Origin of the sequence: Anaerococcus nagyae, assembly GCF_040364225.1 — a bacterium.
Classification (GTDB): Bacteria; Bacillota; Clostridia; order Tissierellales; family Peptoniphilaceae; genus Anaerococcus; species Anaerococcus nagyae.
This window is the reverse complement of the sequence record NZ_AP031484.1, coordinates 620,720-643,254: the sequence shown is the minus strand read 5'-3', so window position 1 is coordinate 643,254 and position 22,535 is coordinate 620,720. Positions and strand designations below refer to the sequence as shown.

Genomic DNA, 22,535 nt, shown 5'->3' with positions numbered 1-22,535 from the left:
TCCACTAAAAAAAATCGGCATCAAATTTTAACTCAATTACCGATTTTTTTCATTAACTATTTATTTCTTGGATCTTCATCACTTGGCCATGCTTCTTTTTTGTGATTAGCATCCCTTTTATTTTCTTCTTTTTCGGATTTTTCTAAGAGGGCTTTTCTTGAAAGATTGATTCTTCCTTGCCTATCTATCTCTGTAATCTTAACTCTGACTTCATCACCTACAGCTAAAACATCTTCCACTTTATCAGTTCTAGCATGATCTATTTGGGAAATGTGAAGTAATCCTTCCTTACCTATTGCTATTTCCACAAAAGCTCCAAAGTTCATGATCTTAGTAACTTTGCCTGTATAGATATCCCCAACTTTTGGATCAGTTACAATAGCTCTAATCATTTCTATAGCTTTTTTACCACTAGTTCCATCATTCGCAGCTACAGTGATATGTCCGTCATCCTCAGTTTCTATACTCACGCCTGTTTCATCTATAATCTTATTTATAGTTTTTCCACCTGATCCTATTACATCGCGGACTTTTTCTGGATCTATATCTATTGTGAAAAGTCTTGGTGCATAGTCTGATATATCTTCACGAGGACTATTGATAGTAGATTCTATCAAATCTAAGATTTGCATCCTAGCTTGCTTAGCATTTTGTAATGATTCTTCTAAAATTTCTCTACTGATACCAGATATTTTCATATCCATTTGTAAAGCTGTGATTCCATCACGAGTACCAGCAACTTTAAAGTCCATATCTCCTAAGTGATCTTCTAGACCTTGTATATCTGTAAGAATTGAGATTGATTCTTCTTCTTTTATAAGTCCCATAGCAATACCAGCAACTGGCTTTTTAATTGGTACTCCTGCATCCATTAGTGATAAAGTTGAGCCACAAATTGATGCTTGAGAACTTGATCCATTAGAACTTAATACTTCTGATACAACTCGAATAGTATATGGGAAATCACTTTGTTCAGGTAATACTGGAACTAATGCTCTTTCTGCAAGATGACCATGACCTATTTCACGACGACCTGGCGCTCTAAGTGGTTTTACATCTCCTACACTAAATGGTGGAAAATTGTATTGATGCATATAGCGCTTATGAATTTCTTCTCGATTGAGTCCATCAATTATTTGAACATCTGCTGGTGAACCTAGAGTTGTTATTGATAATACTTGAGTTTGTCCTCTCTTAAACAGCCCTGAACCATGTACTCTTGGTATAAGTCCTGCTTCAGCTGAGAGTGGCCTTATCTCCTTAAGATCACGACCATCTGGTCTAATCTTATCTATGGAAATCATACGACGAACTTCCTTTTTCATTATATTATCTATTACTCTGTGAATCTCATCTTCAGATTCTGGATATTCTTCTAAGTATTTTTCCTTAGCAGCTTCTTCTATATTAAATATAGCTTCTCCGCGTTCCATCTTATCAGTTGTTCTTATAGATGACTTAATATCATCTGAATATTCTTCTATTATTTTTTCTTCAAGTTCTGATGTAAGCTCAACTTCTACAAGATTCTTTTCTTTGCCAATTTCATCAATAATTGATTGAGTAAACTTACAAATTTGTCCTATTTCTTCATGTGCTAAAAGCATAGCTTCAAGCATTTCTTCTTCTGTAAGTTCATTTGCCCCAGCTTCAACCATATTTATAGCATCAGCGGTTCCTGCTACTGTTAAGTCAAGTTTAGAATTTTTTCTTTCTTCTTCATTTGGGTTTACTATAAGTTTACCATCAACATATCCTACTGACACAGCTGCTACAGGACCTGCAAATGGTATATCAGATATACCAAGGGCAATACTTGCTCCAATAGTGGATAAACAATCTGGCTTATGATCTTCATCCATTGAAAAAACTGTAGCTATAACCTGAACATCATTGTAGTAGTTTTCAGGAAAAAGTGGACGTAATGGTCTATCCATTTGACGAGATATTAAAGTTCCCTCGTCTGAAGCTTTCCCTTCTCTTTTTAAAAATCCTCCTGGAATTTTTCCTACTGCATATAATTTTTCTTGGAAATCACAGATTAATGGAAAAAAATCTATTCCCTCTCTTGGCTTTTCACTAGCAACTGCTGTTACAAGTAGGGATGTTTCCCCATTTTTTATGTAGCATTCTCCATTAGCTTGTTCTGCAAATTTTCCTATTGTAACCTCAAGTTCATATCCATGATTTGAAGTATACTTGTAATTTTTTTCCATTGTAACTCCTAAAAAATAAGGCGGGAAATCCCCGCCATTAATTAACCTCTTATTCCTACTCTTTCAACAATGCTTCTATATCTATCGATATCATTATCTTTTAAGTAGTTTAATAATCCTTTTCTACGTCTAATCATCTTGAAAAGTCCTCTTCTTGAAGAGTGATCTTTTGGATTAGCTTTTAAGTGTTCTGTTAAGTCTTTGATTCTATAGCTTAAAATAGCTATTTGTACTTCTGGAGAACCTGTATCTCCTTCTTCTAATTGATATTCTTTAATTAGTTCTGTCTTTTTTTCTGGTGTTAACATAAATTCCTCCTATAAAATTATTATTTGCCTATAGCCTAGTAATAGTCGAGGTAGCGATTACGAAGCCAAGGTACCTTATCTATTATACCAAGAAAAAAGCATTTGTAAAGATTACAAATACTTCTTTTCTAAGCTTTCATATGCCCTTTTTTTATCACTTTCCATTTGTTCTATAAGTTCTTCTTTTGAATTAAATTTAATATCTGATCTAAAAAACTCTAGAAATTCTATAGATATATTTTCTTCATATATATCTTTATCAAAATTAAGTATATAAGTTTCTATGTTTCTAATATCATTTTCAAAGGTAGGGTTTGATCCAATATTTGATAGTGCATAATGATACTCGTCTAAAACTTTTACCCTAGTAAGGTAGACTCCATCAGCTGGAATAGTGTAAGAAAAATTTGTTTTAAGATTTGCAGTTGGAAAATTTAATGTTCGCCCTCTTTTATGACCATGAACAACTTCTCCTCTTATTTTATAATATCTGTTAAGATATTTATTAGCTTTTTCTACTTGACCTTTTTTTATTAATTCTCTTATTGTCCTAGATGAAATTTTTTCTCCATCATCTAGCTCAAAATCAACGACTTCAGTTTTATAAGAATATTCATCCTCATACTTTTTTAGTATTTCTTTATCACCTAAAGCATCCTTGCCAAACCTATAATCTTCGCCTATAATTACATATTTAGTATTTAATTTATCATATAAAATCTTTGTTATAAAGTCCTTTGGACTAAGAGACCTAAATTCTTCATTAAAATCTAAAATACAAAAGGTGTCAATCCCTAGATCACTTAAAATTTCAATTTTATCATCTATAGAAGTTAAATATTCTTTTTCATCTATTAGTGTTTTTTTGCTATTTTCTTTAAAAAGCAAAACAGAAGGTACTAAATTTTGACTTCTTGAAACTTCTACATTTCTTTTCATTAATTTTTGATGCCCTTTATGGATACCATCAAAATTTCCTAAAGATACAGCTTTAGGTTCAAAATCTGTCATACCCATATCAAGGTCATAAACTTTTATATTATTTTTCATAAAATACTTTATCCATCTTCAAAAAATTTCTATCATTACCTATACTAGATTTAGCAAGTCCTATAAATTCATCACCTATATACACTCTTACAAGCTCATCTCCATAATAATTTTCTACTAACATAGTCATACCATTTATAGCTTGTTTATAGTATGTATTTGGTAAAGCAACTTTTTTATAGCTACTTAGGGCAAAATCAACAGGCTTTAATTTACTAAGTAATTGATCCTTATCCATAGAGAGTAAATCCTGAGATTTTACAGAATTTTCTATAAAAAAATCTCCAACTTTGCTTCTGCATAAGCTATCTACATAAGCAAAAGATCCAAGCTTATCTCCTAAATCATCTATTAAAGTTCTAATATAGGTACCCTTAGAACAAGTTATTTTAAACTTAGCCTTTGGAAATTCATACTCTAATAATTCAAATTCATAGATATTGACTTTTCTAACTTTTCTTTCTATCTCTACTCCATTACGAGCAAGATCGTATAATTTTTGGCCATTTACTTTTATTGCAGAATACATTGGAGGAATCTGGGTTATTTCACCTTTAAATCCTTCCATTACTTCTAATAACTGATCTTTATCAAATACTATATCACTAGTATCTAATACTTCTCCTGAATAATCTAGTGTATCAGTTCTTTTACCAAACACAGCCTCTGTTATATACTCTTTTTTATCATCCATCAAATAGTCTGAAACTCTAGTTGCCTTACCAATAACTATAGGTAAAACTCCATAAGCTTCTAAATCTAAAGTTCCTGTATGACCTACTTTTCTAGTATTTAGAGCTTTTTTAACAAGGCTAACACATTTATTTGAAGATATTCCCACTTCTTTATTTACATTTAAAATTCCACTAATCATTGTATATTTTTTAAGATTTCTCTTGCTTTTTCTGCCGCTTGCTCTAAGGAATTATCGAATATGCTAAATCCACTTGCATTTATATGACCACCTCCACCGTTTTCTCTGGCAGTTTTAGATATATCTACATTCTTAGATCTAAGCGATACCTTGTATTCTCCATTGCCATATTCTTTTAATAACATGGATATTTCTATACCTTCTAAGTCCCTTAATACACTTGCAACATGTTCACAATCTCCCATTTGAACATCAAATTTGGAAACTGCATCTGCACTTGATACCGCAAATACTCTATCTGTCATAAATTCTGCTTTAGATATTAGATAATTTTCAAATTGTAAAACTTTAATTGGTTTGTTTTGATAAAGGTTAGTATATATATATTCCTTATCAGCTCCAAGCTCTAATAAATGACCAGCAATTTCTAAGGTATCTTTACTAGTATTAGAATATAAAAATCTACCCGTATCTGTGACTATTCCAGTATAGAGCAATGTAGCTGATGTTTTATCTATAGGTAATTCTAGCCTACTAGCTATTTCATATATAAGCTCGCAAGTAGCTGGTGAATCTGGGTGAATGATGTTTAAATCAGATTCAATCTTACCACCTAAATGATGATCTATTACCGCAGTCATTTTTGATTTTTTTGCAACTGGAATAGCATCACCTATTCTATCCATTTCTGATGCGTCCAAAATCAATAACAAATCATAAGAATCTTTATAATCTTTTGTATAATATTTTAAATCTGGGAGAAATTTCAAATAATCGTCAATTTCATCATGACCAATTACTTGAGTTTTCTTACCATGATTTCTTAAAATTCTAGCAAGACCTAAAGATGAGCCTAGATTATCGCCATCAGGATTAACATGAGAAACTACACCAATAGTAGCAGCAGCATCAATTAAAGATTTTAATTTTTCTAAATTCTCGCCACTAATTTTCATCTTCTTGATGAGTCCTTTCATCTTTTTCTATTGTTTCTTTTATAAGTTTATCCATATAAACTCCATACTCTATAGATTCATCTAACTTAAATCTAAATTCTGGCATCGATCTAAGTCTCATTCTATCTCCAATAAGCATCTTGATATAACCTTTTGCCTGGTTTAGAGCATCTAGGACATCTTCTTTTTTGGATGTATCACCTAAAACTGATATATAGCAATCAGCAAAAGAAAGGTCATTTGTGACCCTCACTTCTATTACTGAAACTGCTGCTGTATCTGATAGTCTTGGATCATTTAGATCATCCCTAATTATCTTGGATAATTCTTTTTGGATCTCCGCCCCAATTCTTTCAGTTCTAATTTTTTTCATCTTAGTCTCTTTCTTTTTCGACTACCTCGTAAGCTTCCATGACATCTCCAACTTTGATATCATTGAATCTATTTAGACCTATACCACCTTCATAGCCATTAGCAAGTTCTTTGGCATCATCTTTAAATCTCTTCATAGATGTGATTTCTCCATCAAAAATCACTACATTATCACGTAGTAGTCTGATATTTGCACGTCTTGGAACTGATCCGCTTGTAACCATTACTCCTGCTATAGTTCCTACAGATGGCACTTTGAATGTTTCACGAACTTCTGCACGACCACATACTTCCTCTACAAATTCTGGATCAAGCATACCTTTTATAGCACTTTCTACTTCTTCTATAGCTTCATAGATTATGCTATAAGTTCTTATTTCTATATTATTATCTTTGGCTCTTTCCATAGCTCCCTGGGTAGGGCGTACATTAAATCCTATGATAATAGCGTTGGATGCTTGGGCTAAAAGTACATCTGATTCTGTAATACCACCAACTGCACCTGCCACTACAGACACTTTAACTTCATCATTTGAAAGTTTGATAAGTGATTGGCTTACTGCATCAACTGTTCCTTTAACATCAGTTTTTACAATTATATTAAGTTCTTTTAGCTCACCTTCTGCTGCTGATCCTGAAATATCTTCAAGGCTTGCTCCCTTAGCCATAAGACGTTCTTCTCTTTTTTGGTCTTCAGCTTTTTGGGCATAACTTCTAGCAATTTTCTCATCTTCAACAGCAAATAATTTATCTCCTGCTTCTGGAACTTCTGACAATCCTAAGATTTGAACTGGAACTGATGGACCAGCTTCTTTTATAGCTTCACCTAAAGAATTGAACATAGCACGGATCCTACCAGAGGTTGAACCTGTTAGAACATTATCTCCTTCATGTAAGGTACCTTTTTGTACTAAAACTGTGGCAACAGATCCACGAGCCTTATCTAATTGAGCTTCTATTATTAGACCTACTGCATCCCTATTAGGATTTGCTTTAAGCTCTCTCATTTCTGCGACAAGTAAAACCATCTCTAAAAGTTCATCTATGCCAGCACCTGTTTTTGCGGAAACCTCAACTGTTATTGTATCTCCACCCCAGTCTTCTGCAACAAGACCATGTTCCATAAGTTCTTGCTTTACTATTGTTGGATTTGCTTCTTCTTTATCAATTTTATTTACAGCTACTATTATTGGAATATCCGCTGCCTTAGCATGGTTAATAGCCTCAACTGTTTGTGGCATTACACCATCATCTGCAGCAACAACTAGGATTGCAATGTCTGTTGATTGAGCCCCTCTCATTCTCATTTCGGTGAATGCTTCGTGTCCTGGTGTATCCAAAAATGTAATTGATCCACCTTCTAAATTTACTGAATAAGCACCTATGTGTTGTGTAATTCCACCTGCTTCTCCAGTTGTTACATGAGTATCTCTAATGGAATCTAAGATACTTGTTTTACCATGGTCTACGTGCCCCATTACTGATACTACTGGAGCTCTTGTTATAAGATCTTCTTTATCATCCTCATAATCAAGGTCTAATTCTTGCTCTTCTATAGCTGAGTATTCCTGCTCAAGAGTAATTTCTTTACCAAAATCCATTGCTATGAGTTCTGCTTGTTCAAACTCAATTGGATCGTTCAATCCTGCCATCACTCCAAGTTGGATAAGTTTACCTATAACCGCATTAGAATTTTCACCAATCTTCTCTGCAAAAGCACCTACATTTATAACTTCTGGAATCTCAATCTTATTATTCTCTTCTTTATTTGCTTTAGCAGCTTGATTATTAGATTTGTTTGATTTATTTTTTCTATTTTTTTTCTTACGGTTCTTTCTATTTTTATTCTCATAGAAATCATCATCTTCTTTATCGAAATTTTTAGATTTCTTAGATTTATTTGATTTGTTAAACTTTTGTTTTGATTTATAATGATCATCATAATCATCTAATTCATCATAATCATCTCTACCTGAATGTTTTTTGTTATTATTTTTTTTCATATCAGTTTTATTATCTTTATTTTCTTTAGATTTTTGATCTTGTTGAGTATCTGCTTTCTTATTCTCTTCTTTAAAATATTCACTAATAAGTTCTAAGTCATCACCACTTACATTTGACATATGAGACTTTATACCTAGTCCAAATTCTTTATTTAATAACTCAACCATCTCTTTTGCTGGCATGCCTTGTTCTTTTGCTAGTTCGTAAACTCTTTTTTTATCAGCCATCTATTTCACCTCATTTTACTTCATAAGCTTCTAACTCCTCGTAAATTTTTTTATCTACTTTTTGTTTAAATACACGATTAAGCTTATTATTCTTCTTAACTTCTTCTATGCATTCTTTATTTTTACAAATATATGCACCTCGTCCATTAAGCTTGCCACTTTCATCAATTACAATTCCCATCTCTTTGTTATTTACAATTCGAAGGAGATCATTTTTATTATAAAGATTCCCGCAATTTATACATTTTCTTTGAGGGATCTTTTTTTCTTTTTTCATATTTCAGAATCCTCTTCTGATTTATCTTCTTGCCCATGTAGTATTAAATCAGATTCTGCTTCATACACTCCATCAAGATCAATTTCTTTTAAATCATCTTGACTTGATAATAAATCTTTACCATTATAGGCATCTTCTAAAGTATAATTTTCTATATCATCTGCTTTTTTATCAGATAACTTTCCACTTGCATTATCTATAGTTTCTTGATTCTCACTACGATCTTCAACGCCAATTAAATCAATATCTTCTTTAGTTTTTTCTAAAGTATTTTCTTCTTGGTTTAAACCTAGAATTTGATCAATCTCTTCTTCGCTCATATTATCAAAATCAGTTTTTGATTTTATATCTATCTTCCAGCCAGTAAGCCTTGCTGCAAGTCTAGCATTTTGACCTTCTTTACCTATGGCTAATGAAAGTTGGTAATCATTTACTACTACCAATGATTGTTTGTTCTTCTCATTTATGAGAACTTCAACAATATCTGCTGGTGATAAGGCATTTGATATAAATTCCTCTATAGACTTATCATAGTTTATTATATCAATCTTCTCATTTTGAAGTTCTTCTACTATAGAGTTTACACGAGCTCCTTTATATCCTATACAAGCTCCAACTGGATCTATAGCTTCGTCATTAGAAAATACAGCTATCTTAGTACGAGAACCCGCTTCGCGAGCTATAGAATATATTTCTATAACTCCTTCGGTAATCTCAGGAACCTCTAATTCAAATAATCTAGTTACGAGAATCTCACTAGAACGTGATAAAACTATTTGTGGTTCTTTAGATGAACTTTTCACATCTTTTATTAAAAACTTCATCCTTTCATTAGGGATGTATTTTTCACTTACAACTTGTTCCTTAAGAGGTACTACCCCTTCGATTTTGTCTAAATTCACATAAAGATTATAGCTATCTTCTCTTTGAATAGTCCCAGTAATCATTTCATTTTCACGATCAAGATATTCACCATAAACTGAATCTCTTTGCGCATCTCTTATCTTCTGTATAACAATATTTCTTGCAGTTTGAGCTGCTACACGTCCAAAGTTTTTAGGAGCTATTTTTATCCTAGCTACATCTCCGATATCGAGATTTTTATCTATTTCTTTTGCTTCTTTTAAGGAAATTTGATTAATATTATCATTAACATCATCTACAACTTCCCTTAATGCAAAAACCTCAATGTCACCAGTTTGTTTATCAACTATAACATCAACGTTTTCTGCATTGTCATAGTTTTTTTGATAGCTTTTGATTAGAGCTTTTTCTAGTGCTTCAAGGATAACTTCCTTGTCTATATTCTTATCCTTTTCTAGCTCATCTAAGGCTAGTATAAAATCTTCATTCATAAGATCTCCTTAAAATACAATCTCTATTTTAATTTGTTTTATATCTTCTCTATTTACTTCTATCTCTTCTTGCTCATTAAGAGAAAAAACTAAACTATCATCTTTAATTTCATCTATATAGCCTAGAAAAAATTCTCCATTCTTTAGCGTAACTTTCAAAAGCTCATTACTACTTATCTCTAAGTCTCTATCTGTTTTAAGAGGTCTTGAAAGATCAGGAGAAGATACCTCCAAGTAATACTGCCCTTTCACTAAATCAAGATCATCTAATTTTTGATCTAGAAAGTTACTTACTCTCTCACAATCATCTATAGTTATCCCTTGTTCGCTATATATATAAAATGTAAGTACTTTACCATCTTTACCAGTTCTAAGTTCAATATCTATTAATTCATATCCTAGATTTTTTATATCATCATCAAAGGTTTCTCTAAGTGTTGTGATTAAATCCATCTTACCATCCTTTGCCTATACATATTAAAAGAGCGGATATCACGCCCACTCTTATATGGATAAATTATACCTTTTTATAGCTTTTATTCAATTGCTAAATTATTGTTAAATATTTAATTTTTCAATTTATCATAGTACTGCTTCGACATAATAAATAAAATATAAATCATGTTGACAATGTGAACATAATTTGTTTATAATGAAACAAATACAATATTTATGGAGGTATTTTATGACTTTATTTTTAATGGGTCTAGTCGTACTCCTAGTTGGTGGATATTTCTACTCAAAATATGTAGAAAGCCAATTAGATTTAGATGATAGACCAACACCAGCTGTCGCTAAGGCAGATGGAATAGATTTTGTAGCCATGCCTAAATGGAAAAACTGGCTAATAAATCTACTTAATATAGCTGGTACTGGACCAATTCTTGGACCTATACAAGGTATACTATTTGGTAAAGTAGCATTTATTGCAATTCCAATAGGCTGTGTTATAGCTGGAGCAACACATGACTTTTTAGTTGGAACAATGTCAATGAGAAATGGTGGAGCTCAAGTACCAAAGCTTGTAGGTAAGTACTTAGGTAATGGAGTTAGAAAAGTCTACAACGTTGTTATTGGTATTCTTTTACTTCTAACAGGAACAGTATTTGTTTATACTCCTGGAGACTTGCTCGCAAATGATGTTATGGGTTTAGCTGAAGGATCAAAGGGAATCTGGATTATATACGCTATAATATTCTTATATTACATACTATCAACAGTTCTTCCAATCGATCAGCTTATAGGTAGAATTTATCCATTATTTGGAGCGTTTTTAATTGTATCAGCAGTTGGAGTTCTTATAGGCATATTTACAAAAGGATCAGCTCACCTAGAATTTGCAGGAGCAGGCTATATTAGCGAGCATCCACTTGGACAAAAATTTATACCTGCATTCTTTATAACTGTAGCTTGTGGTATACTTTCAGGTTTCCACGGTTCTCAAGTAACGCTTGTTTCTAGAACTGTCGCTTCAGAAAAAGAAAATAGAGCAACATTCTATTCAACAATGATTGCTGAAGGTGTTATTGCTATGATTTGGGCTGCTGGAGCAATGGTAATATTCTCTCAAGGAATAGTACCACTAGATACTAGAGCAACTTTAATGGTTGGTGAAATTTCTAAATACTTTATGGGCAATATCGGCGGACTCATTGCTATAATAGGCGTTATAGTTCTTCCAATCACATCTGGTGATACAGCATTTAGATCACTAAGACTAATCGTAGCTGAAGAACTTAATATAGATCAAAAAGTTCCAGTTAAAAGAATTGGTGTAGCTGCAGTATTATTTATTCCAGCTATATTAATATTAGCATGGGCTAAAAACGATCCAAATGGATTCAACCTATTATGGAGATACTTCGGATTTACTAATCAATTAGTTGCCTTATTTGCTCTAGCAACTGGAACTAGCTACTTATTAAATAACGGCAAAAATTATTGGATATCACTTATTCCTGAACTTTTCTATACATTTATAGTATTCTCATTTATTATAAGTGATAAGGGAGTAGGGTTTGGTGCAGACTTTAAGGTAGCATATATTATTGGTGCAATTATCAGCATTGTAATAGCAATTCTTACAGTTAAAAAAGCAAAGAAAAATAAAGACCGTATTGCAGCTATTGTATTAAATTAATTAGATACTTGTCTTTGGGAGAGTTTGCTCTCCCTTTTTCAAAGGAAAATTTATGAAATTTATATATACTGACAAAGCTAAGGATTATATAAGAAAAAATAATATAGATAAAATTTTTATCAGAGAAGATGTAGAAAGAGGGATGGGTTGCTGTGATCTTGGATCTATAAATCTTAGAATAAGTCCAAAAGGAAAAAACGAAGATATGTTAAAAAAAGAAACTTCCAAACTAGTCACAACATACTACGATCCTAGGTTAGAATCCTTACTAATGAATTATCCAGAAGTTGAAATTTCAGTGTTTGGATTCGGAAAAAAGAAAAAATTTTATACAGCAACTGAATTCTCACCACTTAATTCTTAAAGAGGATAGTGCATAATTAATAAATCGTCTAAAAATCATTAGAAGGAACCTCTATGGAAATTTTGTATACACTAACCGTCAGGCTATGTAAAAAGTTTCCTAATAGAAGCTTCTAATGATGGGACGATAATTATTCGTAGTTTGCAACAACCCCTTTTGTATAATTAATTTATTTTGATAACCCTATCACTTTTACTAGCTAGTCCATATCGTGAGTAACAATAATAATTGTTTATTAAATTCATCTTTTAGTGATAAAATAATTTTAAAAACTTCTTCACTCATAATTGGATCCAAAGATCCTGTTGGTTCATCTTTTAAGTCTGCATATTCCATACAAATCAAAAGACTTCCTCTAACAATTTTTTCATTTATTAAAACATTCGTTTGGAAAAAATAGTTTATTTCATTTCTCCGAAGCAGAGTAGCTTCTTTGCTATCTATATCAGGGAGTTTTCGCCTTTGAATAAAATCTCTCCATTATCATAAGTTTCTAAAAGACCATTCATGTTTAAAATTGTAGACTTACCAGAACCGCTTTTACCAACTATGGCTACAATTTCTTTTTCGTCAACAGAAAATTTTAGATCATCTATTCCATTTCTATTTCCAAATAACTTTGATATATTCTTTGTTTCATAATTTTCTCCCCTATTTTAAAAACTCTACCATCACTTTAAATTGATTTTTATTTGTAAACATTCTTAGTAAAGCTATTTCTATCAAGCCAATTATTAGAGAAATTATAAATCCAAAAATTGATCTCTTAATTATTGCAATTAATAAATTTATAAAAGCCGCAATTAAAATCACTGCCAAAATAGGACTACATATTTTTTATTATCATAACCTAGAATTTTTTTGATGTTTACTTCTTCTAGATAAACTTCCCTATATACGTTATTAAATTATATAAGATTATTCTAAAAATTACTGTAAATAGTACAGCTACTAATACAAACGTTAATATAGATTGACCTAAACTTTGAATCCTACCGCCTATCAAATCTTTTATTTTTACAAACTCTGTCATATTATCTTCTAAATGAAATTTTTTATAATAATCTTTATTTACATATTTATCATAAGCTTTTTGATTAAATTTGATAAAAGATCTTCTTTCACCACCTGCTAATAAACTAGAAGTTTCAAACCATGACATATTATCTTTGCACAATAAATTAATAACAGGTTCTATGGCTTTTAAAGGGAACTTCTCTTAATACCAACATAGTTAACTAAAGTTTTAAAACTTTTATCTTTAGCATATTGTTTTTCCCCAGAATTTAGGGTTTAACTTATATTTATTAACTTTACAATCACTAGCCATCCAGTAAATATGAACTATTTTTACACCAGTAAAGTCAAGGCTTTCAACTTCTTTTAGCAAAACAGCATTTTTTACCTAAAAATTTTGAAATATAATTTCCCACTTCATTGCTTTTACTAGTATCAATATTATTTAAGAAACTTCCTTATAATCACTTGAAATATTTTTAAAATTTTCATTATATTTCTTATCTAAAAATATGCTTACTAGTATTGCAAATACAATAGATTGGATAATCAGTAAAATAATTATTACTTTTTTATTTATACTATCTTCATAAACACCTCTATAATGTTGTGCAATATATTTATAACCAATTCAATAATATAGGATAATTACATTAAAAAAACACTATTTTAAAATATTCCATCAAATAAGCTCATTTGATTTTTCTCGCCTAGACCATCTATAATTCCAAAATTCTTAAGACTTTCTAGAGCATTTTTATTTACAGCTGTTCTTTTGTTTAAATCTTCTATAGAAATGAATTCGCCTTTATCTCTTTCGTTTACTATATCAACAGCCATAGCCTCAGATACATTATCAACAGATGAAAGTGGTGGAAGTATATATCCTTCCTTTTCACTTAGAATAAACTTAGAAGCATGAGATTTATATAGATCGGCCCTATCTATTTTTATATCTCTAGCATACATCTCTTCAGCTACTTCTAAAACTTTTCTAATGCCCTCATCACGAGCTGTAAGATCAAATCTTTGAGCATATGATTTAAGAGCCACTTGAATCGACTCTAATCCGTTAATTATAATAGAATAAACAAAATCTGAAAGCTTTGTATTAAAGTAAGTTGCATAAAAAGCAGCAGGATAATAAACTTTATAATAAGCTATACGATAACTCATAAGACAATATGCAACTGCATGGGCTTTTGGGAATAGATATTTAATCTTTAGACAAGATTCTATATACCATTCTGGCACTTCATTTTCTCTCATATACTCCAGTTGTTCTTCTGATAGGGATCTTCCTTTCCTTACAATCTCCATAATTTGAAAAGACTTCTTCTTATCTAGACCCTTTTGTATAAGAGAGTTCATAATATCATCACGAGTTGATATTATTTCATCAAAATTCGCAGTTTTATCTGAAATTAAATCTCTAGCATTATTATTCCACACATCTGTGCCGTGAGAAAGTCCTGAAATTCTTGTCATCTCTGAAAACTTAGTAGGATATGCTTCCTTTAACATTCCTCTAACAAAATTTGTACCAAATTCTGGTATACCCAGCGTTCCTATCTCATTATTCGAGAAATCGTGCTTAATATCTAAAGGTTCAGTAGTTGAAAATATCTTCATAACTTTAGGGTCGCCCATTCTTATCTTAAGAGGATCTGTTCCTGTCAAATCTTGCAGAGCACGTATGATTGATGGCACATCATGACCTAAAAGATCCAGTTTTAATAAAGTCTCATGCATCATATTATAAGTAAAATGTGTTGTCTTTATATCACCATTAGGATCATCTGCAGGATATTGAATAGGTGTTATATCAAATATATCAATATCATTAGGTACTACTATTAAGCCACCTGGATGTTGACCTGTGGTTCTTTTTACATCCTTAAGTCCTCTTTGAAGTTTTCTAATCTGAGCATTTGTAAATTCTTCACCATATTCTTCACTATATTTTTTTATATAGCCAAAAGCAGTGTTATCTTGGATAGCACCAATAGTTCCAGCTCTAAATACCTTGCCTTTACCAAATAATTCTTCTGTATATTTATGGATTATAGGCTGATATTCTCCAGCAAAGTTTAAGTCTATATCTGGTTCTTTATCTCCTTCGAAACCTAAAAAAACTTCGAATGGTATATTGTGTCCATCTTTATTCATAGGAGTACCACACTTTGGACAATCTTTGTCAGGATAATCTATTCCAGCTCCCAGCCTATCCTCTTCAAAGAACTCACTATGCTTACACTTTGGGCAAACATAATGAGGTGATAGAGGATTAACTTCTGTTATATCTGCCATAGTAGCAGCAAACGACGAACCTACAGATCCACGAGAGCCTACCAAATAGCCATCTTCATTAGATTTTCCTACTAGCTCTTTTGCAATTATATAAAGAACTGCATATCCATTAGAGATTATAGAATTAAGTTCTTTTTCTAGACGATCTTCTACAATCTTAGGCAATGGCTCTCCATATATTGATTTCGCCTTATTATAACAGGTTTCTCTAAGTTTTTCATCAGATCCATCTATCTTCGGAGGAAAAGTTCCTGGAGGGATTGGTCTGATATCCTTAATCTCATCGGCTATTATTTTAGGATTAGTTATGACAAGTTCATGGGCAAGGTCCTTATCTAAATAAGAAAACCCTTCAAGCATTTCATTAGTTGTTCTTAAATAATATAAAGGCTCATTCTCATGATATCTAAAATATTGTCCTTTATGTAAGATATTTCTTAGCATATAATCATCTGGCATTAAATACCTTACTCCACCCGTTGCCACTACCAATTTATTATGCTTTCTCCCTAGATCTATGATTTTTTTATTAATCTCAATTACTTGATTGTAATCTCTAATTCGTCCATTTGTAATTTCATCTGCAAAAATCCCAAGTGGTTCTACCTGCAAAAAATCAAATAACTCTAATAATTCACTAATCTTTTCTTCTGGATAGTCGTTTAATAATGATCTAAAAAGTATACCGTCATGTCCACCACTACCTATTAAAATACCTTCTCTATACTCTTTTAAAATTGAAATAGGAGTTCTAGCTTCAGTATTAAAGTTCTCCATTCTAGATTTTGAAATTAACTTATATAAATTTTTGAGACCTGTTTCATCTTTAGCAAATACTATGGTTGAAAAATTCTCGAATTTAGACTTAGGGTACTCTGTATTCAATGTATTTATATTAGCTAAATTTAAGTCCTGATTCATTATCATATCATACATTTTTATAAAAATTTGGGCTGTAGCACGAGCATCATCACTTGCCCTATGGTGATTAAAGGCTGGTATATTTAATTTTCTCGCTATTTTATCAAGTGAAAACCTACCCATATCAGTAAACAAAGCTCTTGCCATAGGTAAAGTATCCATGTAAATTGGAGCAAAATCTAATCCTAATTGCTTAGAATTCTCTTTTACAAACCCTATATCAAAATCCGAATTCTGACCAACTAAGATTGTATCTCCTGCAAATTCTAAAAACTTTGGCAATATCTTATCTATCTTAGGCTTATCCATTACCATTTCATTAGTAATGCCTGTTAGTTCTACTACTTTTTCTGGTATTATCTGTTCAGGATTTACTAGCTCATTAAATTCTTCAGTAATTTCTCCATTTTTAACTCTAACAGCACCTATTTCTGTTATCTTATCTTTAAATCTTGAAAGTCCTGTAGTTTCTAAATCGAATACAACAAATTCTTGATCTTTAATATCACTAGTTTCAGGAATTTTTTTATCAGATAGATTTGTTAGGATCCTAAGCTCATCTTCTACAAGCAAAAGTTCAGCTCCTGGAAGCATTTTTTTACCTGTTTTACTTATAGCATCATAAAGATCTGGCAAAGCTTGAAGAGTTTCTGTATCAGTAATCCCTAGACCATCCCATTCCCAATCATCAAGAATACTAACTATGTCCTTATTATCTACAAAACCATCTAGGTTGGTCATTTTAGTATGTAACTCTAGCTCTATTCTCTTTTCATAAGCTGTATCTATCTTCTTACTAACGACAGCATCCTTTAATGAGTTGATTGTAAATACATCATCATGAGCGTAATCATCATAGTTTAGTACACCTTCTACTTGAACAGCTATACCATTAGCCAATAGATTTAAACAATCTTTTTTATTTTGAGAAACAAAAATCTTACAACTAATAGCATCTGTATTGTCTTCTAGGTCAAAGGTGTATATAAATGAGTGATTACGAGTTTCAAATACATCAAGACCATAAACCGTTCCTATTAAAGAAACGGTTATCCCCTTTTTATCATAAATATCATCTATATCAATCGGATCATTCTTAATTTTTCTTCCATAATCTAATCCATCGACTGGAACATCTATTTTTTTCTCTTCCTTAGTATGACTCATAGCGTGACTTATCCTAGCTTGTAAGTCCTTTTCTTTTCGTTCAATTAAATTAGAGCAAGGATTATTTACATTCTTACAATTATCTTTGCTATTATTTAAAGCTTCTCTTGGCTTAATATTTAAATCTATATCATCAATAATTTCCACTTCGTTTATCTCTGGATTTTCATCTTCGCAAATTTCATCATTTGTATCAGGTTCTAACATGACAAACTCTATAGTAAGATTCACATAAGATAAATAATCATCTAGATCCGCTCTCACCTTATCCTCTAAGTAATTTAGATTTGATTCTACAGTAAGTTTGAGCTCATTTTTCTCTCTGTAATAAACAGCGTTGGTAATTGTATATTCATTTTCCTTAATATCTACAAATTTGCTTAAATCAATTTTCATTTAAATGACTTTCTTTTAATACTTTTAAGAGAGTATCTACTATTTCATCTTCCTTAACTTTCTTTATGGTTTCACCATTCTTAAAAAGAAATCCCATACCATTTGCAGCGGAAATGCCATAGTCTGCTTCCTTGCTTTCTCCAGGTCCATTTACAGGGCATCCCATAATAGCTATCTTTGCATCTACACCTAAGCCCGCCGCTTTTTCTTCAACTTCTGCTACTATTTCTTCTAAATTAACCGTAGTTCTTGAACAAGTTGGGCATGATACAATATCAAGACCATCATGGCTAAGATTTAAAGATTTTAGTATAGTTTTTGCTGCTTTTACTTCTTCTACAGGATCTCCTGTAATTGATACACGAATAGTGTCCCCTATGCCGTCTTTTAGAAGAGATCCAATTCCAATAGATGATTTCACAAGGGCTTGATACAATGGGCCTGCTTCTGTAACTCCTAAATGGAGTGGATAATCTACTAAACTACTTAGCTTCCTATAGGCATCTATCATTGTATTTACATCAGAAGATTTTACAGATATTTTCATATCATAAAAATCCGTATCTTCTAAAATCCCAATCTCTTCCATGGCACTTTCTACTAAAGAAGTTGCATTGACCCCACCAAACTTATCTAATATTTCTCTAGAAATAGAACCTGAGTTTACCCCAATTCTAATAGGTATATTACGCTTTTTGCAGGCTTCTACTATTTCTCTCACCTTATCTTCGCTACCTATATTCCCTGGATTGTATCTTAAACAATCACAACCATTTTCTACAGCCGCTAGAGCTAATTTGTAGTCAAATTGAATATCTGCTACAAATGGTAGATTGGTTCTTCTTTTTATTTCGGAAATTGCTTTGGCATCATCCATATCATTAACAGCTGAACGTGAAATATCACATCCTGCATCTTCTAACGCATTTATTTGACTAACTACAGTTTCTATATCACTGGTCTTTGCTGTAGTCATTGATTGGATAGAAATAGGAGAGTTGCCTCCAATTGCAACATCTCCTACATAAATTTGTCTAGTTTCTTTTCTCATTACATCTCCTTAAAAAAGTGTAAATATATCTTTAATTGTGATAATTAGTATTAAGCTTATTAATATTACAAATCCCACAACAGTAACTTTTTCTTCAATTTTTTTATTAACCCTTTTTTTAGTAATCATCTCATAAAGGTTAGTAAATAACTTAGACCCATCAAGGGCAGGAAATGGTATCAAGTTAAATACTGCAAGGTTTACGCTAATATATGATAAAAAGTATAGGACACTCATAGCTCCATTTTGAGCTTGATTCCCTATCTCCTTTACCACTCCTACTGGTCCGCTTAAAGCTCCAAAGGAAAGTTTTCCCGTAAATAGCATGCCTAAAATGCTAAAAATCATCTTTATATTGCGCCAGGTTTCCTTAAAGCCAAGTCCAATTGATTCAAAAAATCCTACGTTTCTCATTTTTGAAGTAATTCCTAAAAGCGGAATATCATTTTTAAAAACCGGTTTAATCTCATATGATTTAATATTACCATAAGATGACTTAGCAACAACTTCTATTGGCTCTTTACTATCATTTTTTGAATAATAATCAGATAAAATCTTAGAAATGTCAGTAAATTCATTTACATTCTTATCATCTATTTTTACTATCTGATCACCAATATTTATACCTGCTTCCTTAGCAGAAGAATCTTTTGCAAAACCTCCTACATAAGTTGTGCTAGTGCCTGTATTGAAGACTACTATTGTAAAAATAATAATAGCTAAAATAAGATTCATCATAGGGCCTGCAAGAATAGTTAAAAATCTTTTACCTGCCGGTGCATTATCATAGCTACGAGGATCATTTGACTCTTCATCTTCTCCTTCCATAGCACAATATCCACCTATAGGTAAAGCTCTAAGAGAGTATTTTGTTTCTCCTTTTTGAGATGATTTTATAGAAGGACCCATCCCTACTGCAAATTCATTTACTTTTATACCTGATAACTTTGCCACTATAAAATGTCCAAACTCATGAATAGTTACTAGAGCTAAAAACATTATAAGGGCAATAATAATTGTTCCCATTGATTCTCCTTACAAAACAGATAATAAATAAAATATAGGAGCTATGAATACCATAGAATCAAACCTATCCATGATACCTCCATGACCTGGAATAAGATTCCCAAAATCCTTTATACCTGTTTTTCGTTTTATATATGAAGCTACCAAATCACCTAATTGAGATAAGATAGCCCCTATTATAGAAAATATAATAACATATGTTAAGTTAATGTTAAGAGGAGCATATTTTACATAGATAATATTTAATATAAGAGCACCTATAATTCCACCAATAGATCCTTCCAAAGTCTTATTAGGACTAATGTGAGCTATAGACTTTATCTTGTTTTTACCAATTAATGAACCAGTCAAGTAGGCAAAGGTATCCGATCCCCAAGCAGTTATATAAAGTGACCATACATAGCTTATATCAGCAATTTTAATAATACTTCCCATAAGAGTTGGCACATACATTATTATAAAAATACTAGCAAATATATCATTTAACGTTCTATTTTTGTTAAATAACATATATATTAATATAGCTATAACAGAAAATATAATAGCTAAATTAAAAGCATCTGGATTACTATTAATAGTTAAAACCATTATTAATAAATCACATACATATAATAGCATCTTTGGTACTTTTACATCAATATTTTCAAAAGCTTTAGTTATTTCCTTAATAGCAATTAAGGAAAAGATTGTAAAACCAACAGCTAAGCTTATATGTCCAAAATATGTTATAGCTAACAATATTAAAAGGATTAATGCTCCTCCCAAAGTTCTCACTAATAGATTCATTTAATATCTCCATATCGTCTATTGCGATTAGAATATGCTAATAAAGCTCTATCAAATTCTTCCTCATTAAAGTCTGGCCATAATACATCAGAAAAATATAATTCTGAATAGGCTATTTGATAAATCAAAAAATTTGAAATACGAATCTCCCCACCTGGTCTTATTAATAAATCAGGATCAGGTATATCTTTAGTATATAAATGCTTAGATATAAGATCCTCATTTATATCATCCTTATTAAATCCTTCATCTATTATATCTTTTAAAGCATGAACTACATCATCTCTGCCACCATAGTTTACAGCAATGTTTACAAATAATGACTTATTATTTTTAGTTTTATTAATTCCCCTTACTATAGCATCTCTAGTAGTTTTGGGAAGAATCGATAAGTTTCCTAAAAAATTTAGTTTACAATCTTCCTCCATTAACTGATCTATCTTATCATTAATAAACTTGATCATAAGTTTCATTAGATAGTCCACTTCCTTTGCTGGTCTTTTCCAGTTCTCTGTAGAAAAGGCATAAACTGTTAAATATTTAATTCCTCTTTTTTTTGCATGAATTGCAATATCTACGACATTATCAGCCCCATTTTTATGGCCAAAAGTCCTAGGCTTATTTCTCTTTGTCGCCCAACGACCATTTCCGTCTAATATTATCGCAACATGATTTGGTATGTTTATATCTTCCATAATAACCTCTTTATAAAGTCTAATGGTATTATACCATTTTTAATTGTGTTTATTTTTGTAAAATAGCTTAAAAAATAAGTTATTTATATATCCATATGCTTTACCAAAAGTAAATTTGTGATATAATTTATGTGGATAATACAATATAAGTGATATTGCAGGATACTTTAATAGATCCAAGCTTTTAATCAAATCACTTTTTTGTAAATATAATAATTAGTTAAGCATCTTTTAGTGCAAAGAACGGTATCAAATAGAACCGTATCAGGAGGAAAAATGAAAAACACAAAACTAGATAACAAGAAGCTAGTAACAGCTTCAGTACTTGGTGCAATTACAATTGTACTTGGATTAACACCACTTGGACTAATACCACTTGGGATAATAAATGCTACAACCATGCATATACCTGTAATTATTGCAGCCATAGTAGAAGGACCTTTAGTAGGGGCTTTAGTTGGGCTTATTTTTGGTATATCATCACTAGCAAACGCATTTTTAAGACCAGGTCCAATTTCTTTTGTATTCTATAACCCACTTATATCAATACTTCCTAGAATATTAATCGGTATAACTTCTTATTACGCCTATAATGGAGTAAAAAAAGCAAGTACTAAAAATTCTAAAACCATAGCCAGAGTTATTTGGATACTTATATCTTTAGCTTTAGTATATGTCCTATATAAAGATATTAAAACAGGTGCTTCTCCATTAAATATAACTATAGTAGTTATATTACTTTTGATAAGCATAGCTTTGTTTATCTATTCAAGAAAATCTTCATCCCTAGATTTTCCAGTGGCAATAGGAGCTTTTGTAGGATCTATGACCAATACAATTTTAGTATTAGGTGGTATATATTTAATTTATGCACAAAAGTATGTAGAAGCGCTAAATATACCTTTAGAAAATGCAAAATCTGCAATACTTGGAGTTTCAGTTACATCTGGTATTCCAGAGGCTATTTTCTCAGTTATAATAACAACTGCAGTTGTTAAAGCTGTAAAAAGATCAAGGAGGTAA

Annotated in this window: 22 protein-coding genes; 4 read left to right on the top strand and 18 right to left on the bottom strand. The window is 31.4% G+C overall.

The window, feature by feature from the left end; genetic code table 11:
• Nucleotides 1-56: 56 nt before the first annotated feature.
• The 10 genes from ABXG81_RS02955 to ABXG81_RS02910 all read right to left on the bottom strand — a co-directional run bounded on the left by ABXG81_RS02955 (nucleotide 57) and on the right by ABXG81_RS02910 (nucleotide 10,092).
• Complete coding sequence (locus ABXG81_RS02955) at nucleotides 57-2,216, bottom strand: polyribonucleotide nucleotidyltransferase (RefSeq protein ID WP_117520685.1); 2,160 nt, start codon at nucleotides 2,214-2,216, stop codon at nucleotides 57-59.
• 41 nt (nucleotides 2,217-2,257) lie between these two features.
• Nucleotides 2,258-2,524 (bottom strand): 30S ribosomal protein S15, encoded by a 267-nt coding sequence (gene rpsO / locus ABXG81_RS02950; protein WP_117520683.1) that lies wholly within the window; start codon nucleotides 2,522-2,524, stop codon nucleotides 2,258-2,260.
• Nucleotides 2,525-2,635: 111 nt separating this feature from the next.
• Entirely contained in the window at nucleotides 2,636-3,574 is a 939-nt protein-coding gene (locus ABXG81_RS02945) for a bifunctional riboflavin kinase/FAD synthetase (RefSeq protein ID WP_209814612.1), read from the bottom strand.
• Entirely contained in the window at nucleotides 3,564-4,448 is an 885-nt protein-coding gene (gene truB, locus ABXG81_RS02940; RefSeq protein WP_353529081.1) for a tRNA pseudouridine(55) synthase TruB, read from the bottom strand. The genes ABXG81_RS02945 and truB overlap by 11 nt, the downstream gene beginning before the upstream one ends.
• Complete coding sequence (locus ABXG81_RS02935) at nucleotides 4,445-5,404, bottom strand: bifunctional oligoribonuclease/PAP phosphatase NrnA (RefSeq protein ID WP_245325745.1); 960 nt, start codon at nucleotides 5,402-5,404, stop codon at nucleotides 4,445-4,447. Before ABXG81_RS02935 ends, truB begins: the two co-directional genes overlap by 4 nt.
• Nucleotides 5,394-5,777 (bottom strand): 30S ribosome-binding factor RbfA, encoded by a 384-nt coding sequence (gene rbfA, locus ABXG81_RS02930; protein ID WP_117520676.1) that lies wholly within the window; start codon nucleotides 5,775-5,777, stop codon nucleotides 5,394-5,396. Before rbfA ends, ABXG81_RS02935 begins: the two co-directional genes overlap by 11 nt.
• A 1-nt stretch (nucleotide 5,778) precedes the next feature.
• Nucleotides 5,779-8,007 (bottom strand): translation initiation factor IF-2, encoded by a 2,229-nt coding sequence (gene infB / locus ABXG81_RS02925; RefSeq protein WP_353529080.1) that lies wholly within the window; start codon nucleotides 8,005-8,007, stop codon nucleotides 5,779-5,781.
• A gap of 10 nt (nucleotides 8,008-8,017) precedes the next feature.
• Nucleotides 8,018-8,284 carry a YlxR family protein gene (locus ABXG81_RS02920; RefSeq protein WP_117520672.1) on the bottom strand — a complete coding sequence of 89 codons (267 nt, stop codon included), beginning with the start codon at nucleotides 8,282-8,284 and terminating at the stop codon, nucleotides 8,018-8,020.
• Nucleotides 8,281-9,639, bottom strand: coding sequence for a transcription termination factor NusA (nusA, locus tag ABXG81_RS02915; RefSeq protein ID WP_353529079.1), 1,359 nt, complete (start codon nucleotides 9,637-9,639; stop codon nucleotides 8,281-8,283). Before nusA ends, ABXG81_RS02920 begins: the two co-directional genes overlap by 4 nt.
• Before the next feature lie 9 nt (nucleotides 9,640-9,648).
• Nucleotides 9,649-10,092 carry a ribosome maturation factor RimP gene (locus ABXG81_RS02910; protein ID WP_117520668.1) on the bottom strand — a complete coding sequence of 148 codons (444 nt, stop codon included), beginning with the start codon at nucleotides 10,090-10,092 and terminating at the stop codon, nucleotides 9,649-9,651.
• A 232-nt stretch (nucleotides 10,093-10,324) separates the two neighbouring features.
• On the opposite strand from ABXG81_RS02910, the gene ABXG81_RS02905 reads away from it, so the two are divergent.
• Nucleotides 10,325-11,779: a carbon starvation protein A gene (locus ABXG81_RS02905; RefSeq protein WP_209814619.1), complete on the top strand. Its 1,455-nt coding sequence runs from the start codon at nucleotides 10,325-10,327 to the stop codon at nucleotides 11,777-11,779.
• 52 nt (nucleotides 11,780-11,831) lie between these two features.
• Nucleotides 11,832-12,143 carry a hypothetical protein gene (locus ABXG81_RS02900; RefSeq protein WP_117520664.1) on the top strand — a complete coding sequence of 104 codons (312 nt, stop codon included), beginning with the start codon at nucleotides 11,832-11,834 and terminating at the stop codon, nucleotides 12,141-12,143.
• A 195-nt stretch (nucleotides 12,144-12,338) separates the two neighbouring features.
• Here the strand turns inward: ABXG81_RS02900 and ABXG81_RS02895 are convergent, their stop codons facing one another.
• Both ABXG81_RS02895 and ABXG81_RS02890 read right to left on the bottom strand, forming a co-directional pair.
• Nucleotides 12,339-12,479, bottom strand: coding sequence for a hypothetical protein (locus tag ABXG81_RS02895; protein WP_220398809.1), 141 nt, complete (start codon nucleotides 12,477-12,479; stop codon nucleotides 12,339-12,341).
• Nucleotides 12,480-12,583: 104 nt separating this feature from the next.
• Complete coding sequence (locus tag ABXG81_RS02890) at nucleotides 12,584-12,694, bottom strand: ATP-binding cassette domain-containing protein (protein WP_353529239.1); 111 nt, start codon at nucleotides 12,692-12,694, stop codon at nucleotides 12,584-12,586.
• On the opposite strand from ABXG81_RS02890, the gene ABXG81_RS02885 reads away from it, so the two are divergent.
• Nucleotides 12,651-12,785 carry a hypothetical protein gene (locus ABXG81_RS02885; RefSeq protein WP_281268544.1) on the top strand — a complete coding sequence of 45 codons (135 nt, stop codon included), beginning with the start codon at nucleotides 12,651-12,653 and terminating at the stop codon, nucleotides 12,783-12,785. The two genes, ABXG81_RS02890 and ABXG81_RS02885, sit on opposite strands and share 44 nt — an antisense overlap.
• Nucleotides 12,786-13,020: 235 nt before the next feature.
• Here ABXG81_RS02885 and ABXG81_RS02880 read toward each other — a convergent pair whose 3' ends face one another.
• The 6 genes from ABXG81_RS02880 to ABXG81_RS02855 all read right to left on the bottom strand — a co-directional run bounded on the left by ABXG81_RS02880 (nucleotide 13,021) and on the right by ABXG81_RS02855 (nucleotide 21,512).
• On the bottom strand, nucleotides 13,021-13,305 hold the full coding sequence (locus tag ABXG81_RS02880) for a hypothetical protein (protein WP_353529078.1): 285 nt from the start codon (nucleotides 13,303-13,305) through the stop codon (nucleotides 13,021-13,023).
• A 524-nt stretch (nucleotides 13,306-13,829) separates the two neighbouring features.
• Nucleotides 13,830-17,954 carry a PolC-type DNA polymerase III gene (locus tag ABXG81_RS02875; RefSeq protein WP_353529077.1) on the bottom strand — a complete coding sequence of 1,375 codons (4,125 nt, stop codon included), beginning with the start codon at nucleotides 17,952-17,954 and terminating at the stop codon, nucleotides 13,830-13,832.
• A complete protein-coding gene (gene ispG / locus ABXG81_RS02870; RefSeq protein WP_316122337.1) occupies nucleotides 17,944-19,005 on the bottom strand; it encodes a flavodoxin-dependent (E)-4-hydroxy-3-methylbut-2-enyl-diphosphate synthase in 1,062 nt (353 codons plus the stop codon). The genes ABXG81_RS02875 and ispG overlap by 11 nt, the downstream gene beginning before the upstream one ends.
• Before the next feature lie 9 nt (nucleotides 19,006-19,014).
• Complete coding sequence (locus tag ABXG81_RS02865) at nucleotides 19,015-20,031, bottom strand: M50 family metallopeptidase (protein ID WP_353529076.1); 1,017 nt, start codon at nucleotides 20,029-20,031, stop codon at nucleotides 19,015-19,017.
• Between the two features lie 9 nt (nucleotides 20,032-20,040).
• Nucleotides 20,041-20,817, bottom strand: a complete 777-nt coding sequence (locus ABXG81_RS02860; protein WP_117520654.1) for a phosphatidate cytidylyltransferase — start codon at nucleotides 20,815-20,817, stop codon at nucleotides 20,041-20,043.
• The gene (locus tag ABXG81_RS02855) at nucleotides 20,814-21,512 is read right to left on the bottom strand and encodes an isoprenyl transferase (RefSeq protein WP_353529075.1); all 699 of its coding nucleotides are present in this window, start codon (nucleotides 21,510-21,512) and stop codon (nucleotides 20,814-20,816) included. Before ABXG81_RS02855 ends, ABXG81_RS02860 begins: the two co-directional genes overlap by 4 nt.
• 276 nt (nucleotides 21,513-21,788) lie before the next feature.
• On the opposite strand from ABXG81_RS02855, the gene ABXG81_RS02850 reads away from it, so the two are divergent.
• Nucleotides 21,789-22,535, top strand: a complete 747-nt coding sequence (locus ABXG81_RS02850) for an ECF transporter S component (RefSeq protein ID WP_117520650.1) — start codon at nucleotides 21,789-21,791, stop codon at nucleotides 22,533-22,535.

Excerpts from the sequence above, each read along its gene's own strand:
- ABXG81_RS02955 (WP_117520685.1), bottom strand. The coding sequence starts at position 2,216 with ATGGAAAAAAATTACAAGTATACTTCAAATCATGGATATGAACTTGAG.
- rpsO (WP_117520683.1), bottom strand. The coding sequence starts at position 2,524 with ATGTTAACACCAGAAAAAAAGACAGAACTAATTAAAGAATATCAATTA.
- ABXG81_RS02945 (WP_209814612.1), bottom strand. The coding sequence starts at position 3,574 with ATGAAAAATAATATAAAAGTTTATGACCTTGATATGGGTATGACAGAT.
- truB (WP_353529081.1), bottom strand. The coding sequence starts at position 4,448 with ATGATTAGTGGAATTTTAAATGTAAATAAAGAAGTGGGAATATCTTCA.
- ABXG81_RS02935 (WP_245325745.1), bottom strand. The coding sequence starts at position 5,404 with ATGAAAATTAGTGGCGAGAATTTAGAAAAATTAAAATCTTTAATTGAT.
- rbfA (WP_117520676.1), bottom strand. The coding sequence starts at position 5,777 with ATGAAAAAAATTAGAACTGAAAGAATTGGGGCGGAGATCCAAAAAGAA.
- infB (WP_353529080.1), bottom strand. The coding sequence starts at position 8,007 with ATGGCTGATAAAAAAAGAGTTTACGAACTAGCAAAAGAACAAGGCATG.
- ABXG81_RS02920 (WP_117520672.1), bottom strand. The coding sequence starts at position 8,284 with ATGAAAAAAGAAAAAAAGATCCCTCAAAGAAAATGTATAAATTGCGGG.
- nusA (WP_353529079.1), bottom strand. The coding sequence starts at position 9,639 with ATGAATGAAGATTTTATACTAGCCTTAGATGAGCTAGAAAAGGATAAG.
- ABXG81_RS02910 (WP_117520668.1), bottom strand. The coding sequence starts at position 10,092 with ATGGATTTAATCACAACACTTAGAGAAACCTTTGATGATGATATAAAA.
- ABXG81_RS02905 (WP_209814619.1), top strand. The coding sequence starts at position 10,325 with ATGACTTTATTTTTAATGGGTCTAGTCGTACTCCTAGTTGGTGGATAT.
- ABXG81_RS02900 (WP_117520664.1), top strand. The coding sequence starts at position 11,832 with ATGAAATTTATATATACTGACAAAGCTAAGGATTATATAAGAAAAAAT.
- ABXG81_RS02895 (WP_220398809.1), bottom strand. The coding sequence starts at position 12,479 with ATGGAATATGCAGACTTAAAAGATGAACCAACAGGATCTTTGGATCCA.
- ABXG81_RS02885 (WP_281268544.1), top strand. The coding sequence starts at position 12,651 with ATGTTTAAAATTGTAGACTTACCAGAACCGCTTTTACCAACTATGGCT.
- ABXG81_RS02880 (WP_353529078.1), bottom strand. The coding sequence starts at position 13,305 with ATGTCATGGTTTGAAACTTCTAGTTTATTAGCAGGTGGTGAAAGAAGA.
- ABXG81_RS02875 (WP_353529077.1), bottom strand. The coding sequence starts at position 17,954 with ATGAAAATTGATTTAAGCAAATTTGTAGATATTAAGGAAAATGAATAT.
- ispG (WP_316122337.1), bottom strand. The coding sequence starts at position 19,005 with ATGAGAAAAGAAACTAGACAAATTTATGTAGGAGATGTTGCAATTGGA.
- ABXG81_RS02865 (WP_353529076.1), bottom strand. The coding sequence starts at position 20,031 with ATGGGAACAATTATTATTGCCCTTATAATGTTTTTAGCTCTAGTAACT.
- ABXG81_RS02860 (WP_117520654.1), bottom strand. The coding sequence starts at position 20,817 with ATGAATCTATTAGTGAGAACTTTGGGAGGAGCATTAATCCTTTTAATA.
- ABXG81_RS02855 (WP_353529075.1), bottom strand. The coding sequence starts at position 21,512 with ATGGAAGATATAAACATACCAAATCATGTTGCGATAATATTAGACGGA.
- ABXG81_RS02850 (WP_117520650.1), top strand. The coding sequence starts at position 21,789 with ATGAAAAACACAAAACTAGATAACAAGAAGCTAGTAACAGCTTCAGTA.